This window comes from Roseburia sp. TF10-5 (assembly GCF_003462365.1).
GTDB lineage: Bacteria > Bacillota > Clostridia > Lachnospirales > Lachnospiraceae > Roseburia > Roseburia faecis.
Map to the genome: position 1 here is coordinate 74,600 of NZ_QTYW01000011.1, position 15,798 is coordinate 90,397.

The 15,798-nt window shown below is 43.2% G+C and carries 14 protein-coding genes; 11 read left to right on the forward strand and 3 right to left on the reverse strand.

Going from position 1 to position 15,798, the window contains the following annotated elements:
- Positions 1-6: 6 nt before the first annotated feature.
- The 3 genes from DXD06_RS11050 to DXD06_RS11060 all read left to right on the forward strand — a co-directional run bounded on the left by DXD06_RS11050 (position 7) and on the right by DXD06_RS11060 (position 2,932).
- Positions 7-1,551 (forward strand): putative DNA modification/repair radical SAM protein, encoded by a 1,545-nt coding sequence (locus tag DXD06_RS11050; protein ID WP_055068743.1) that lies wholly within the window; start codon positions 7-9, stop codon positions 1,549-1,551.
- Positions 1,548-2,306, forward strand: a complete 759-nt coding sequence (locus DXD06_RS11055; protein WP_117831817.1) for a TIGR03915 family putative DNA repair protein — start codon at positions 1,548-1,550, stop codon at positions 2,304-2,306. The genes DXD06_RS11050 and DXD06_RS11055 overlap by 4 nt, the downstream gene beginning before the upstream one ends.
- Before the next feature lie 122 nt (positions 2,307-2,428).
- A complete protein-coding gene (locus DXD06_RS11060) occupies positions 2,429-2,932 on the forward strand; it encodes an NUDIX hydrolase (RefSeq protein WP_117831819.1) in 504 nt (167 codons plus the stop codon).
- Positions 2,933-3,084: 152 nt separating this feature from the next.
- Here the strand turns inward: DXD06_RS11060 and DXD06_RS11065 are convergent, their stop codons facing one another.
- Both DXD06_RS11065 and DXD06_RS11070 read right to left on the reverse strand, forming a co-directional pair.
- The gene (locus tag DXD06_RS11065; protein WP_022045150.1) at positions 3,085-3,288 is read right to left on the reverse strand and encodes a cold-shock protein; all 204 of its coding nucleotides are present in this window, start codon (positions 3,286-3,288) and stop codon (positions 3,085-3,087) included.
- 100 nt (positions 3,289-3,388) lie between these two features.
- The gene (locus DXD06_RS11070; protein WP_022045149.1) at positions 3,389-3,892 is read right to left on the reverse strand and encodes a DUF5721 family protein; all 504 of its coding nucleotides are present in this window, start codon (positions 3,890-3,892) and stop codon (positions 3,389-3,391) included.
- A 193-nt stretch (positions 3,893-4,085) separates the two neighbouring features.
- Here DXD06_RS11070 and DXD06_RS11075 point away from each other — a divergent pair, with 193 nt between their 5' ends.
- The 8 genes from DXD06_RS11075 to DXD06_RS11110 all read left to right on the forward strand — a co-directional run bounded on the left by DXD06_RS11075 (position 4,086) and on the right by DXD06_RS11110 (position 14,706).
- The gene (locus DXD06_RS11075; protein ID WP_022045148.1) at positions 4,086-5,366 is read left to right on the forward strand and encodes a M18 family aminopeptidase; all 1,281 of its coding nucleotides are present in this window, start codon (positions 4,086-4,088) and stop codon (positions 5,364-5,366) included.
- Positions 5,367-5,544: 178 nt separating this feature from the next.
- Positions 5,545-6,390 carry a DegV family protein gene (locus DXD06_RS11080; RefSeq protein WP_117831821.1) on the forward strand — a complete coding sequence of 282 codons (846 nt, stop codon included), beginning with the start codon at positions 5,545-5,547 and terminating at the stop codon, positions 6,388-6,390.
- A gap of 134 nt (positions 6,391-6,524) precedes the next feature.
- The gene (locus DXD06_RS11085; RefSeq protein ID WP_117831824.1) at positions 6,525-7,748 is read left to right on the forward strand and encodes a bifunctional folylpolyglutamate synthase/dihydrofolate synthase; all 1,224 of its coding nucleotides are present in this window, start codon (positions 6,525-6,527) and stop codon (positions 7,746-7,748) included.
- A 19-nt stretch (positions 7,749-7,767) separates the two neighbouring features.
- On the forward strand, positions 7,768-8,640 hold the full coding sequence (locus tag DXD06_RS11090) for a leucine-rich repeat domain-containing protein (protein WP_117831826.1): 873 nt from the start codon (positions 7,768-7,770) through the stop codon (positions 8,638-8,640).
- A gap of 13 nt (positions 8,641-8,653) precedes the next feature.
- Entirely contained in the window at positions 8,654-10,078 is a 1,425-nt protein-coding gene (locus DXD06_RS11095) for a vWA domain-containing protein (protein WP_117831828.1), read from the forward strand.
- Between the two features lie 16 nt (positions 10,079-10,094).
- Entirely contained in the window at positions 10,095-11,606 is a 1,512-nt protein-coding gene (locus DXD06_RS11100) for an ATP-binding protein (protein WP_117831830.1), read from the forward strand.
- Between the two features lie 169 nt (positions 11,607-11,775).
- Positions 11,776-12,801 (forward strand): branched-chain amino acid aminotransferase, encoded by a 1,026-nt coding sequence (locus DXD06_RS11105; RefSeq protein ID WP_055068751.1) that lies wholly within the window; start codon positions 11,776-11,778, stop codon positions 12,799-12,801.
- 432 nt (positions 12,802-13,233) lie between these two features.
- The gene (locus DXD06_RS11110) at positions 13,234-14,706 is read left to right on the forward strand and encodes a recombinase family protein (protein WP_117831832.1); all 1,473 of its coding nucleotides are present in this window, start codon (positions 13,234-13,236) and stop codon (positions 14,704-14,706) included.
- 378 nt (positions 14,707-15,084) lie between these two features.
- Here the strand turns inward: DXD06_RS11110 and DXD06_RS11115 are convergent.
- Positions 15,085-15,798, reverse strand: a 714-nt coding sequence (locus DXD06_RS11115; RefSeq protein WP_199535218.1) for an IS91 family transposase, incomplete at its 5' end; no start/stop codon positions are given.

Sequence of the window (15,798 nt, forward strand, 5' to 3'; positions counted from 1 at the left end):
CTGGATATGAGAGAAATTTTGCAGATGGATCGTATCATGGAAAAACTAACCATACTTTCGGCAGCTGCCAGGTATGATGTTGCGTGTACTTCCAGCGGGGTGCAGCGTGGAGGAGATGGTACACATACGGGAAACGCATATGCAAGTGGAATCTGTCATGCATTTACCGGGGATGGGCGCTGCATTTCACTGCTTAAGATTTTATATACCAATGATTGTATCTATGACTGCAAATATTGCAGGAACCGTTGCAGCAATGATGTGAAGCGTGTCAGTTTTACACCGGAGGAAATCTGTAAGCTCACGATGGAATTTTACCGCAGAAATTATATCGAAGGATTGTTCTTAAGTTCCGGAATTTTACATTCTCCGGATTATACCATGGGACTTTTATATGAGACCCTTTATTTATTGCGCACAAAATATCATTTTAACGGATATATACATGTAAAAGGAATTCCGGGAGCATCAGCGGATCTGCTGGAATTAACGGGGTATCTTGCAGACCGCATGAGTGTAAATTTAGAACTTCCCACGGCCGATGCGCTGCGGCAGATTGCGCCTAACAAAGTGCGTAAAAACATCCTTTCCCCGATGCGCCAGTTACAGAATGGAATTCGGCAAAGCCGCGAGTTTCACGGGGTATCGAGTATGAAAAGCCGGATGTATCTGGATGAGAAAACCTATTATAACCAGATGGCAGAGATGAAGGAAAGTTATGCCCGTCTGCAGGACTACCACGACGGAATTGCTGCCATCCGGGAGCATAAAGCGCGACAGAGTGCAGTACAAAGCTGGGGAGAAGAAATTGCCGGTGGGGAGAATTCCAGCAGAGTGAGAAACGTGCAAAAGAAACTTCCGCAGATAACGCGGGGATTGATGCGGCCGGATCGTTATTTTGTGCCGGCAGGACAGAGTACACAGATGGTGATCGGGGCATCGGATGAAAGTGATTATCAGATCATTTCGGTTTCAGAAGCTTTGTATCAGAAGTTTGAGATGAAGCGGATATTCTATTCTGCATTTATCAATGTGAATCATGACAGTTCCCTGCCAGATTTGCCCGGACCACCATTGTTACGTGAGCACAGGCTCTATCAGGCAGATTTTCTGTTGCGGTTTTATGGATTCCGCGCAGATGAATTGCTGTCAGAGAAAAATCCGAATTTTAACGAACAGATTGATCCGAAGTGTAATTGGGCAGTGCACCATCTGGAACTGTTTCCGGTGGAAATTAATCGTGCGGATTATTATACGCTGCTTCGTGTGCCGGGGATCGGAACAAAAAGTGCCCGCCGGATTATGGCGGCCCGGCGGTACGCAAAGCTGGATTTTTCAGATTTAAAGAAGATCGGTGTTGTTTTGAAACGTGCAGTGTATTTTATCACCTGTAAAGGAAAGATGATGTATCATACCCGTATGGAGGAAGGATATATTACACGGAATCTGATGTATCAGGAACGTCCGATGCAGATGCTGCTTTCGGATGGAACGGTGCAGACCTATGAGCAGTTATCACTGTTTGATGACAGGGGGAAAATTGTAGTATGAGTGAACAGATCGTGCTTCGATGTGAGGATTCTCTGGAAGGAATTTTTACAGCACTTTTCGATGCGTTTGTGTGTAAAAATAAAATGAAAGCTCTTTATACAGACAGTATTTCCATTGCGGCCGGTGAAGGAGAAATGACTTTGTTTGCCAGGGAGATCGAAGTACAGACAGATGCGCAGAAAGTGCAGAAGACGGTTTACAGTATACAGTCAAGACTGGGGTATCCGGTGTATGATACACTGCTTCATGCATTATGCCATTTTGCAGAGAACCGGGGGACAGCAGTTCTTGGATATCTGGTGCGTGCATTTGCACAGGGACGTGGTATTTCCGATCAGCTTGCCGATCCGTTTGCACTTCGGGTGATGGAGTTGTCCCGCAAGGTAGACAATGAGCTGGATAAGCTGCTGGGATTTGTGAGATTTCAGGATCTGGGAAGTATTCTTGTGGCGCAGCTTGCACCAAAATGCAATATAGTTCCATTGATGATGGATCATTTTTCGGATCGTTTTCCGGATGAAAATTTTATTCTCTACGATGAAAACCGAAACCTTGCTGCCGTCCATGAAGCCGGACACCGCTGTGTTCTGGTGAGTGGAGAGCAGCTTCAGATTCCGCAGGGGCATATGGATTATTTTGCTGTGCTATGGAAACAGTATTTTGCCACCATGGAAATTCGAGAGCGTCACAATGAGCAGTGTCAGAATCATCTTCTGCCAAAATGGTATCGCAAATATATGACGGAGTGGAATTAATAAATAGAAACGAAACTTGAAAACATTTCTTAAAACCAATATAATGAATAGAGTTGCAGTTATAAAACTATGGCAGAAAAGAATGATAGCAGCTGGCACATAGGAAAATTGGAGGAATGGAAATGGAACGTTGGGATATCTACGATAAAAATAAAGTGCGGACAGGAAGAACCATGGAGCGGAATCATTTCAATCTGGCAGATGATGAGTATCATCTGACGGTACTTGGCGTGATCAGGCGTCCGGATGGCAGATTTCTGATTACTAAGCGTGTGATGACCAAAGCATGGGCACCCGGATGGTGGGAAGTTTCCGGTGGTGCTGCGCAGGCAGGAGAAGAATCGGAAGAGGCAGTGCGCAGGGAAGTTTTAGAAGAGACCGGACTGGATGTAAAAGAAGCGGAAGGTGGTTATGTATTTACCTATCACAGAGAAAATCCGGGCGAAGGAGATAACTATTTCGTAGATGTTTATCGTTACACGATGGATGTTACAGAACAAGATGTCCATCTGCAGACGGAAGAAACAGACGGATGTCGGTTTGCTACACCAGAAGAGATCAGGGAACTCGCAGATCAGGGAATTTTCCTGCATTATGATAGTATCAAACGGGTATTTGAGGGCTAATTACAATGGATAGGAGAATACTTGAAAAGATGTATTCCCATACGCAAAAAAAGGAATGTTGCAGAAATGCAACATTCCTTTTTTTAATCGTTGTATCCAATATCTTATTCTAAAGAAAGAAAAAGGTACATAGAAACTAGATTAGTCGGCAATTATTTCACTACTGTTACGTTAACTGCCTGAGGACCTTTAGCGCCATCAGTGATTTCGAATTCTACTGCTGCACCCTCTTCGAGAGATTTGAAACCCTCCATGTTAAGTCCTGAGTAATGTACGAATACATCGTGGCCGTCTTCAGCGGTGATGAATCCGTAACCCTTCTGGTTGTTAAACCATTTTACTGTACCTTTGTTCATCGAAAGTACCTCCAATATATTTGTGTTGCCTTGCAACTATGCTAAGAATAGCATAACCAATTGGAAATGTAAAGCAAAATCTTCGTGAAATAGCCGGATTTTAAAGCACTTCAAAAGAAATGTCGTGTTGTGAGAGAAATTGTCTGACAAATTTGTCCCATTCCGGTTCTAATGTCTTATCTGTAGAAAAAATGCGATAAGAAATTCCGGTAGTCAGTGTAAGCATCTGATTTTGAAATTTGATGTTCATGGACATGGCGGAAATATCTGCCGGGGTATAGGAACTTCCGATTCGTTCCATGGTGCGTTTTTGATTTTCCGGCGACAGCATCAGGACGAATTTAAAGGAGGATGGAGCCTTTTTTCCTTTGATCAGGTCAAAGATGCGTGGACGGAGCATGGAAAATGGAAGAAAATGAAAAGTTTTAATACCGAGTTCTTCGGCTTCTGTATCTGTATAGAATCCTTTGGTAATAGTTCCATCAATCACATAGCTTGCAAAAGAAACGACAATGCCCTCCTGAAGCAGAAAATGGTCAAAAATTTCAGTTTTGAGAAATTTATTCATAAAATCTTTTTTGTTTGTTAATGCAAGAGCCAGCATAAAAAACCTCCCCATTGTGAAACCGATAAAACGGCAGCTGATATAGTTTAATTTTAGCATGAGTGACTTCATCTTTTCAATCATAATGTGTTATAATGCCACTGATTGATAGAAAATGCACGGTTACTGCTCACAGGTTCCCCTGCGAACCGTAACGATGCAATCACTTAAGAAAAGAAGGGAAACTATAACTATGAAAGAATCATTTTTGATAGATGTTTTAAAAAAAGGAGTATCACCGTTTCATTGTGTGGAAGCAGCCATGGAGACGTTAGAGGAATCCGGCTTTGAGGAACTGGAGTATGCCAGACCATGGAATCTGAAAAAAGGAAAGGCTTATATGATGAATCATCATGGAACAACGCTCTATGCATTTACAGTTGGAGAAAACTTCCGTGCGGATGCAATGCTGCGCATGGCAGCTGCACATACAGATTATCCATATCTGCGGATCAAACCAAATGCGGATTTTGTGACAGACCGGTATGCGCAGGTGAACGTGGAAGTATATGGCGGACCGATTTTAAATACATGGTTTGATCGTCCGCTGGGGATTGCAGGGCGCGTGATCGTTCGAAGCAAAGATGTGTTTGCCCCGAAGACCATGCTGTATCGTTCCGGTCGTCCGGTTCTTATTATTCCAAACCTTGCCATTCACATGAACCGGGAAGTGAATAAGGGAGTGGCAATCAATAATCAGGTAGATTTGATGCCGGTTGCGGATATGCTGCCAGAAGAACAGCAGAGTACCGATTATTTCCTGTCATTTCTTGCGGAAGAGCTGGCAGTAAAAAAAGAGGATATTCTGGATTTTGAACTGAATACATACTGTGTGGAAGAACCGGCATATGTGGGGATAAAAGAGACACTGCTGTCTTCTCCGCGACTGGATAACCAGACATCCGTTGCGGCACTGCTGGCAGCCATCGTGGAAGGAACACGGACCGATGGTATCAATCTGATCGCACTGTTTGATAATGAAGAAATCGGAAATACCAGCAAACAGGGCGCAGCATCGATCTTATTGCATGATATGGTAAAACGCATCTACCGGTCGCTTGGCTGCAGTGAGGAAGAAACGGATTGTGCGATGTATGGAGGGATGCTGCTTTCCGTGGATGTGGCGCATGCACTGCATCCGAATCATAAGGAGAAAATGGATATTACCAATCATCCGGTGCTTGGGGATGGATTCTGTATCAAAGAGGCATGTTCCCAGTCTTATGCAACGGATGCAAAGGCAATCGGAATTCTGCGGCAGCTCTGCGATCAGAATAAAATCGCATACCAGAGATTTGTCAATCGTTCCGATGTGCGCGGGGGTGGTACACTGGGATCGGTTGCATCCACGCTGTTTCCGGTCCGCACAGTGGATATTGGAATTCCGCTCTTATCGATGCATTCTGCACGGGAACTGATGGGACGAACGGATTTTGATGCTCTGGCATCAGCTGTGACGGCATATTTTTCCTGAAAAATATGAAGAAACTATAAAATATGCCTTTTTCCCCTTTTCAAATATCTGAAACCGTGTTATGATATGAATGTAGTAATGAATACTACATGTAATAGAAAATAAAAACTTTTTATAAAGTAATGATAAACACGCATTTCATAAAAGGATAGACGTATTTTAGAAAAGAGGGATGGATATGAGTCAGTATAAAATTGTAATTGACAGTTGTGGAGAACTTCCTGAGGATTTAAAGGCAGATGGACATTTTTGCACAGTGCCGCTTTTGCTGGATGTGGATGGCTATCAGATCACAGATGATGAAACTTTTAATCAGAGAGATTTCTTACAGAGAGTAAAGGCATGTATTCACAGCCCGAAATCTTCCTGCCCGTCTCCGGAGCGTTATATGAGAGCTTATGAGGGAGAGGCGGAGCATGTATATGTTGTGACGTTGTCCGGAAAATTGAGCGGATCTTACAACAGTGCGGTACTTGCAGCAGATCTTTATCATGAAGAGCATGAGGATTCCAAGCAGATTCATGTATTTAATTCCAAGTCGGCCTCGATTGGGGAAACCCTGATCGGATTAAAGATTCAGGAGCTGGAAGAATCCGGTGCATCTTTTGAAGAAATTGTAACAGAGGTGGAATCTTACATTTCTTCCATGAACACATTTTTTGTCATTGAGACACTTGAAACACTGCGCAAGGCTGGCCGTCTGAGTGGACTGAAAGCATTTGTGGCAAATACTTTAAACATCAAGCCGGTAATGGGATCCACTAAAGAGGGAACGATCCAGCAGCTTGGTCAGGCAAGGGGCATGAAGAAGGCACTTTCCAAGATGGTAGAGGATATGCTCAAAGTTACTAAGAACTGCGAGAGCCGTGTGCTTGCCATTTCCCACTGCAATTGTCCGGAACGTGCACAGTTTGTGAAGGACACAATTGAGAAAGTCGCAAAATTCAAAAAGATTGTAATTGTCAATACGGCCGGGGTATCCAGCATGTATGCAAATGAAGGCGGAGTGATCCTTTCGGTATAGGATTTTGCACTTGAAACAACCGTCATATAGAAGTAGAATACGGGGAGAAGCTTTTTATAAGCTTCTCCCTATTTTTTGTGAGTCAGGTACCGGCTGCCGAAAGCGGTTTACAGATACCTGCAGGGAGAATAAAGATGTATTCATATGAAGAAGTATTGGATCAGATAGAAAATGGAAGACGGTTTGGAAACCGGCCGGGAGTGGAAATTACCGGAATCATGTTAGAACAGATGGGACAGCCGCAAAACGGGATGCCATTTATTCATGTGGCGGGAACCAACGGAAAAGGATCGGTCTGCGCATTCCTGACATCAGTTTTCCGGGAAGCCGGATTAAAAGTCGGAACATTTATTTCTCCACACCTGATTGATTTTGAAGAGCGTATCATGGTTGATGGCAGACAGATTTCCAGAGAAGATGTGACACGAATCGGCAATGTTCTGCTGGAGCAGGAATTTGGCGTGACACCGACCATGTTTGATTATTGCGTGCTTATGGCGGTACTGTATTTTAAAGAACAAAACTGCGATCTTGTAATTATGGAGACCGGCCTCGGAGGCAGACTTGATTCTACGAATGCATTGGGAAATCCGGTGGTATCGGTGATCACACGGATTGGTTATGATCACATGAACATTCTTGGAAATACCATAGAAGAGATTGCACAGGAAAAAGCGGGAATTATCAAAGCAGGAGTGCCGGTGGTAATTGCACCGCAGGAATCGGAAGCACTTGCGGTGCTGCAAAGGGCGGCCGCAGCAAAGGGAGTACGTGCGCGGTGTGTACAGGAGAATGACCTGCAGAGGGCAAAGGCAGTACAGCCGGGACTTTTGGGTGCTTATCAGAGAGAAAACGCCGCTACAGCCATGTGTGCGGCACAAGTGGCATGGACCAGATGCCGGATAGAAAAAGAGAAGATGAAAACCGTTATTGCCCGTGGAATTCACAGAGCGGTATGGCCGGGGCGTATGGAAATTTTAAGTACAGAACCGTTTCTGATGGTGGATGGTGCACACAACAGTAACGGAATCCATGCATTGCGTACAAGTCTCGAAGAATTGTATCCGGAGGAAAAGTTTCATTTTGTGATGGGTGTGATGGCAGACAAAGATTATGAAAAGATGATCGGGGAACTGTTGCCGATTGCCATGGATTTTGTAACCGTCACACCGGAGAGTGCACGGGCACTGCAAGGGGAAACACTGGCAGAAGATATCAGAAAACAAGGGGTGCCTGCACACGCAATTACAAAGGTTGCAGAGATTCCGGAACTTTTAACACCAAAAGAAAAGACGATTGCGCTGGGGTCTTTGTATTTTATCGGGGAATTAAAAAGCGTATATCAGAATAGGGCATAACAGATGCAGGAGTATCCATATGGCATTGCAATATGAAACAACAAAAGAACATACAATTACCGTTACCGGGTATGAAGGAACCGTAAGACATCTGGTCATTCCGGATCAGGTGGATGGATGTCCGGTGAAAACGATCGGCAAAAATGCATTTTCCGCAAGGGAAGATTTAGAGAGTGTAAGTATTCCAAAGACGGTGGAAACGCTTGGAAGATATGCATTTTATAACTGTAAAAAACTCAAAAGCATTTCGCTGTACGACAGTGTGGAAGACTATTATGACGGCGTGATCAAACAGTGCCATTGTCTGGAAGAAGTGAAGCTGACGCAGCTTAGAGGAGACTATTCGGTGATGAAAGAACTTCTGGCAGATACCGACCGCAGGCTGCATTTTCGCATAGAACCCTGTGGGCTGCAGTTGACGTTTCCAGCATATGTATACAATTTTGTGGAAGATGTGGAGGCTCGGGTTCTGCATCACAAGATTGAGGGAAGCGGGTATCCGTACCGGGAATGTGTCACAAGAAAAGGCGTAGATTTACTGGCGTATGACCGTCTGTTTGCGCAGGTGGTAAATGATGATTATCGCACGGCAATTGAGATCGCCTGTGACCGGCTGATGCATCCGATTGAGCTGGAGAACCATCTGCGGGAACAGTACGAACAGTATCTCGAACAGAATGCAGAGGTGATCCTTAAGGTGCTGATTCCGGAGAATAAGGTGGAAGAGATTTCCTATCTTTGTGATTCCTGCCTGATTCCGGAAGCGGCACTTGCCGATGCCCTTCCGCTGGCATCGGAGGAAAAGATGAGTCAGATTGTAGCAATACTGATGGAATATCAGCGGAGTAATTTCGGAAAGAAGAAAGCATCTACCATGTCTTTGGACTGGTAGGAAAAGGAGAACGATGAAGACAAGGGAACAACTGGAAGCAACCGGAAATAAAATATTAAACAGTGTCAGGACAGAACTGTATCTGTCGATGCGGTTTATGGGACCGGCACTCGGAAGTCTGGGATTTGCCATGGATCTGTCGACGAGAACGGTAGGCACGGATGCGGTATATATCCGGTTCAATCCGACCTATCTGCTGCAGACTTATATTGAACGGCCGGAAATTTTAAACCGGACATATATGCATATGCTCATGCACTGTCTGTTCCGGCATATGTTTTCCGCAAAACAGCACGAGGATGCACAGCTGTGGGATCTCTGTTGTGATATTGCAGTGGAATCGGTGGTGGATTCCATGGATTATCCGACCATTTTGCGTGTGACTTCGGATTTCCGGCAGGAGTGGTATGAAAAACTGGAAAAGGAAGTTTCAGTGCTTACAGCGGAAAAACTGTACCAGTATTTTATGCTGCGCAAACGCGATCCATATCTGGAAGAATCCCTCCGGCAGGAATTTTTGCTCTGTGACCACAGTTTCTGGCAGCGCATGGAGAAAGAACCGCCGCAGGAGCAGAATAAAAACCAGCCCCCGGTGCCGCAGGAGAATCCGCAGATGGACAGTGATCAGCAGGAAAATGCCGGGGAGAAAACGTCTGATGCAACGCCGCTTGGAAAAACCGATCCAAAGGAAGACGAGTGGAAAGAACATGCAAAGCGTATCGAAAGCGATATGGAAACCTATGCAAAAGACGCGGCGGCAGATGCGGGAAAGCTTGCATGGATGTTAAAGCTGAGCAGCCGGGAGCGAAAAAGCTACAAAGAATTTTTAAAGAGGTTTGCAGTTGTGAGAGAAGAAGTTTCCGTGGATATGGATTCGTTTGATTACGGATTTTACATGTATGGACTGCAGCATTACGGAAACATGCCTCTGATCGAGGAAAACGAATTCCGGGAGGCAAAAAAGATCGAAGAACTTGTTATTGCAATCGATACTTCGGCCTCCTGCAAGGAAAAACTTGTGCAGCAGTTTTTGAATGAGACGGGGGCAATTTTAAAGCACCAGGAGAGTTTTTTCCATAAAGTGCATATCCGCATCATCGAATGTGATAACCAGATTCAAAAAGATATTCCAATCACAAATCTGGATGAAATCGGGAAATATACCGAGCAGTTTTCCGTTTCCGGAGGGTATGGAACGGATTTCCGGCCGGTATTTTCCTATGTAGAGAAATTAAGAAACAGCGGGGAACTCAAAAACTTAAAAGGACTGATGTATTTTACGGACGGGTATGGAGAATATCCGAAAAAACCGACGGATTATCAGACGGTATTTGTTTTTTACGGGGATGACACACCGCAGAAAACTTTTTCGGGAGAGCCGATAAAAGTGCCGGACTGGGCAGTGAAATTATATTTGTCAGAGGATACAAAAGGATAGATAAAGGAGAAATTTTATGAACATCAAACAGGCAAAACAGGAAATCATAAATACGGTTCAGGCGTACCTGACAAAAGATGAGACCGGGGAGTATGCGATTCCTGTGGAACGACAGCGTCCGGTACTTTTGATCGGGCCGCCTGGAATCGGTAAGACCGCAATTATGGAACAGGTGGCGCAGGAGTGCGGAATCAATCTGGTTTCTTATACGATCACACATCATACGAGACAGAGTGCGATCGGACTGCCGTTTATCTCGAAGAAAACCTATGATGGGGAGGATGTATCGGTCACAGAGTATACAATGAGTGAAATTATCGCCTCGATCTATGATCAGATCGAACAAAGCGGAATTCATGAGGGAATCCTGTTTCTTGATGAAATCAACTGTGTATCCGAGACACTGGCTCCGACGATGCTGCAGTTCCTGCAGTACAAGACATTCGGAAATCACAGGGTACCGGATGGCTTTGTCATCGTTACGGCGGGAAATCCTCCGGAATACAACAAGTCGGTGCGGGATTTTGACATTGTTACTTATGACCGTGTCAAGCGGATTTATATAGAAGAAGATTTTTCTGTGTGGAAAGAGTATGCGTATAAAGCGCAGATTCATGGAGCAATTCTTTCTTATCTGGAGATTAAAAAGAACAATTTCTATTCGGTTGTGTCGGATCTGGATGGAAAACGGTTTGTGACCGCCCGTGGATGGGAAGATCTCTCACAGGTCATGAAAGTGTATGAACAGCTTGGATTTGCCATAGACTATGACTTTGTTGTGCAGTATCTGCAGGACGAGGAGATTGCCCGCGATTTTGCTGCTTATTATGAACTGTACAATAAGTATAAGAATATTTACCGTATACCGGAAATCTTAGAGGGCAGTATACCGGAAAACAGTATGACGATCAAAAATGCACCGTTTGATGAGAAGCTGAGTCTGCTTGGGCTGCTTTTGGACAGCCTGGGACAGGAATTCATTTCTTATTCCCGGAAAAAAGCTGCACAGGAAGCTTTTTTTGAGCAGCTGGGATTTTTGCGGAGCGATCTGAAAGAAGGACGGGGAAGCGGAAAAGAAATTCTGGAAAGACAGATTTCTTCTTATGACACCATGATCACTCACCGGAAAAAGGCCGGCATGATAGACAGGGAACAGGAAAAAGCCATGTGTGCGGCACTTCAGGCAATGAATGACTGCCTGATGGCACTGGCAGTCGAAGGAACCGGTGATGCAAAAGGAGATTTCTTATGTGTCAAGAAACTGTTTGATGAGAGGGAGCAGATCCGCCAGAAGGAAATTTCAGATGCAGGCCGTCATCTGACGCATGCATTTGAATTTCTTGCACGGGTATTTGGAGAGGGACAGGAAATGGTAATCTTTTTGTCCGAACTTTCGGCCGGTTATTATAGTCTGAAATTTGTCAGTGAATGTGGCAATGATGCCTATTATAAGTACAACAAACTTCTGCTTTTGAAAGAACGCACACAGGAGTTAAAGGACGAAGCAATGGAACTTCTGGGACTTTAGGAAATCAGGTTATGGTTTTTATGAATTTTTTTGATAGAGAAATTTCATAAGATCTATAGACAAATACTTCAGATTGTACTAAAATATGTAAAAATAATAGTATATCCAGTATTCCATAACGAAAAGTTATAGAACACTTGAATTGGAATAGAAAATGGAGGAAATGAAAATGGAGAAAAAAAATCTTGACTGGGGTAACCTTGGATTTGGTTACATGACCACAGACTACCGTTATGTTGCAAATTACAAGGATGGAAAGTGGGACGATGGAGCACTGGTAACAGATCCTACCGTTACATTAAATGAGTGTGCAGGTGTATTCCAGTATTCACAGTCCTGTTTTGAAGGATTAAAAGCATACACAACAGAGGACGGACATATTGTATGTTTCCGCCCGGACTTAAATGCAAGCCGTATGAAAGATTCCTGTGAGAGACTTGAGATGCCGGTATTCCCGGAGGATCGTTTCGTAGATGCCGTAGAGCAGGTAGTAAAGGCAAATGCAGCATGGGTACCTCCATTTGGTTCCGGAGCAACGCTTTATATCCGCCCATATATGATCGCTACAAACGCTGTTATCGGCGTAAAGCCGGCAGATGAGTACCAGTTCCGTATTCTGGTTACACCGGTAGGACCTTACTTCAAGGGCGGCGCAAAGCCAATTACAATCCGTGTTTCCGATTTTGACCGTGCAGCACCACACGGAACCGGACATATCAAAGCCGGACTGAATTACGCTATGAGTTTACATGCAATCGTAGATGCACATGCCCAGGGATATGCTGAGAACATGTATCTGGATCCTGCTACAAGAACTTATGTAGAGGAGACCGGTGGAGCAAACTTCATTTTCATTACCAAGGATGGAACATTCGTGACACCAAAGTCAGACAGTATTTTACCTTCCATTACAAGAAGATCCCTGATGGTTGTTGCTGAAAAGTATCTGCATATGCCGGTAGAGCACAGACCGGTTAAATTCTCAGAAGTACCTGATTTTGCAGAGTGTGGACTCTGTGGTACTGCAGCCGTTATTTCTCCAATCGGAAAGGTTGTTGATCATGGCAAAGAAATCTGTTTCCCGAGTGGAATGGAAGAAATGGGACCATATACTAAGAAACTGCGTGAGACACTTACCGGAATTCAGATGGGCGAGATTGAAGGACCGGAAGGCTGGGTTCACAAGATTATGTAAGTCTATGAGGGAACTGTTTTAAATATAAGTGTTTTCCTGTTGGTTGGGAAAATTATAAGTAAAAACGATTCTTACAAATTCTGTGGATTGGAAAAGTGTAAGAAAAAGATCAATTTTCATAAATTCTGTAAATGGGATCTATTGATAAAAAATAGTGATTAAGGTGACATATTTTTTATTTTTAATGCCTAAAATAAAGGAATGTCACCTATAAGAGAAAAATTGCTTCTTCAGGTACCGATTATTTGAAAAAATGGTACCTGAAGAAGCAATTTTTATTTCATAGAGACTTTGTGGTATCTAAATGTTAAATTTTAAGTGTATAGATACCATAAGGGGTAGATTTTAAGAACACAGAGAAAATAGGTCATTAAAAAATGAAGTGTTTTCTGTGTGTTCTTATTTTTTAGCATTATGAAAGGAGCTGAAAAAATGGCTAAAGATAACAGAATAACAGCACTTTACGAGCGTCTGTCCCGTGATGATGAGATGCAGGGCGAATCCAACTCCATAACAAACCAGAAGAAGTATCTGGAAGATTATGCAGTGCAACATGGCTTTGGTAATATTCAGCATTTCAGTGATGATGGATATTCAGGAACGAACTTCAACAGACCGGCATTCAATTCTTTGCTGACAGAGATTGAAGCCGGCAGAGTGGGAACAGTGATCGTCAAAGATATGTCCCGATTTGGCAGAAACTATCTGCAAGTAGGTTTCTATACGGAAATGATGTTCCCTAAGAAAAATGTCCGTTTTATTGCAGTAAATAACGGAGTTGACAGTGCCAATCCGGCAGATAATGATTTTACACCATTTCTGAATATCATGAATGAGTGGTATGCAAAAGATACCAGTAAGAAAATCAAGGCAGTATTCAAGGCAAAAATGCGAGACGGAAAACGTGTCAGCGGTGCAGTGCCTTATGGATATTACAGAAAGCCTGAGGATAAGCAGACATTGTATGTTGATGAAGCTTCTGCTTCGGTTGTCAGACGCATTTTTCAGCTTGCTTGTGATGGAATGGGTGCAACCGCAATAGCAGATACCTTGTCAGAGGATAAAATCCTTATTCCTTCGGCTTATGCGAGACAGAATCATCCTGAGGATTGCCAGTGTACGAATTACCATGACCCTTATACATGGAATGCTACAACAGTGGGCTATATTTTGAACAGACGTGAGTATTTGGGACATACCGTTCTTGGGAAGACAACGAGGGATAATTTTAAGACAAAACGGAAAAGAATTGCAAATGAGGACGAACTGCTTGTCTTTTACAATACACATGAAGCTATGGCAGAATATAAAGCAATCCTTGAAAAAGGCAGACAGAACAACCGTAAGAGATCTGAAAAAATGCGAGAATTGAGAATGTCTGACCCTGAATATCGGGCGAAGATGGAAGAGAAAGAACGCTTGGCATTGGAAAGGGAAAAGAAACGTCAGGAGCGTGCTACAAAGAAGAAAAAGATTGCTTTGGCAGAATTAAAGGAGCAGGCAGAAAAAGGCAATCAGGAAGCCGTCAGAAAGATTGAGGAGCGTAGAGCTATTGCAAGAGAACGTTCAAGGAAATCAGCAGAAAAGCGTAAGCAGAGAGCAGAAAATGACCCTGAATATGCGAAATATTTGGAAGAGAGAAATGCAGAATACAACAGACGGCATACCGCAAGAAGAAAGGAGCAGATGGAAGCCTTGAGAGCCAGAGCGGAAGCCGGAGATCAGGAAGCACAGAGTCAGCTTGCAGAGCGTAAACAGTATCAGGTTAGAGCCACAGTGAAGAGCTACAGAAAAATGCGTGACGATGCATTAAGCGGAGATCCTATTGCAAAAGTAAGATATGAAAAAACACTGGCTATGAGACGTGAAGCGTATCACGCAAAGAAAAGTGAACAGACAGCCTAAGAGTAAGCATAATATCACAATATAATAGTTGCAGAATTGATGAGAATAAGCGGGAGCGATGCAATTATTGTATTAGCCAAAGAGATATGGTATTGTATAGATAGTTTAACAAATCGTTAAGGAAAGAATCGAAGGTGGTGCAAACGAAAAAGCAGTATTGAGACTTTTCATTAACTGCCCTTTCGTTTGCATCAATTTCGATTTTTTCTGGTTGAACAAAGCGCGTCAACTCTATATGGACTTTTAATTCTGACACTCTATTTATAATAGGATAGCATGTACACATAGAAACACATAGAATTTATAATTCAGTCCTGTATTATGACACCAGAAATAAGCCTCCCTAAGGAAGCTAAAAAAATATACAGTTATGATACGTTAACAGACCATATGTGGTTTTGGTTTTATAAAATGTTGTTCTGTAGGCAGAGGAATAATCTTACCACCACAGGAAGAGCACTTGCATATATCTTTATTATAAAGAAGACGGATAATGGCAGGTGCATCCATATCTTTCAGCTTGGAAATATATTTTTTGCAGCCAAGGATGTTTCTGCATAGGGTAATCTTTTTCTTCTTATTTCTGGATGAAAGAAGACCATAGTGCCTGATACGTACAAAACGTTTTGGAGGAACATGCATTAAAAATCGACGGATAAATTCCTCGCCGGATATGGTGATCTCTTTCCAAAGCCCTTGGTTTTTGTAATCTTTAGCGGAAAAAGTAACTGTAGATTCTGTCATGTCTTTGATACGGTAGTTGCTGATAGCAATCCGGTGGGTGTATTTTCCAAGGTACCTGATGACAGATTCAGCACCGTCAAATGGTTTCTTGCAATAAGGAATCCATTCCTTTGCATAGCAGGTATTTAACAATTCCTTGAAAGTATAGTAGTTTTTGTAAGGTGCAGCCGATCCATGAAATTCAAGCCTGTCATTTTCCCAGAGTTGCTTAAGTTCAGCCATGTATTTTCCACGAAACGTTTTTGAGATTACCTTAATCGCAAGGAAAAAATCTTTCCCATTGTCTTTCCAATGATTTTTCACATCCAGCCCTCCACCAAGAACAATCGCATGGATATGAGGATGAAA

Coding starts and splice junctions, on each gene's coding strand:
- DXD06_RS11105 (WP_055068751.1), top strand. CDS start 11,776: ATGGAGAAAAAAAATCTTGACTGGGGTAACCTTGGATTTGGTTACATG.
- DXD06_RS11095 (WP_117831828.1), top strand. CDS start 8,654: ATGAAGACAAGGGAACAACTGGAAGCAACCGGAAATAAAATATTAAAC.
- DXD06_RS11055 (WP_117831817.1), top strand. CDS start 1,548: ATGAGTGAACAGATCGTGCTTCGATGTGAGGATTCTCTGGAAGGAATT.
- DXD06_RS11050 (WP_055068743.1), top strand. CDS start 7: ATGAGAGAAATTTTGCAGATGGATCGTATCATGGAAAAACTAACCATA.
- DXD06_RS11080 (WP_117831821.1), top strand. CDS start 5,545: ATGAGTCAGTATAAAATTGTAATTGACAGTTGTGGAGAACTTCCTGAG.
- DXD06_RS11090 (WP_117831826.1), top strand. CDS start 7,768: ATGGCATTGCAATATGAAACAACAAAAGAACATACAATTACCGTTACC.
- DXD06_RS11075 (WP_022045148.1), top strand. CDS start 4,086: ATGAAAGAATCATTTTTGATAGATGTTTTAAAAAAAGGAGTATCACCG.
- DXD06_RS11070 (WP_022045149.1), bottom strand. CDS start 3,892: ATGCTGGCTCTTGCATTAACAAACAAAAAAGATTTTATGAATAAATTT.
- DXD06_RS11060 (WP_117831819.1), top strand. CDS start 2,429: ATGGAACGTTGGGATATCTACGATAAAAATAAAGTGCGGACAGGAAGA.
- DXD06_RS11100 (WP_117831830.1), top strand. CDS start 10,095: ATGAACATCAAACAGGCAAAACAGGAAATCATAAATACGGTTCAGGCG.
- DXD06_RS11065 (WP_022045150.1), bottom strand. CDS start 3,288: ATGAACAAAGGTACAGTAAAATGGTTTAACAACCAGAAGGGTTACGGA.
- DXD06_RS11110 (WP_117831832.1), top strand. CDS start 13,234: ATGGCTAAAGATAACAGAATAACAGCACTTTACGAGCGTCTGTCCCGT.
- DXD06_RS11085 (WP_117831824.1), top strand. CDS start 6,525: ATGTATTCATATGAAGAAGTATTGGATCAGATAGAAAATGGAAGACGG.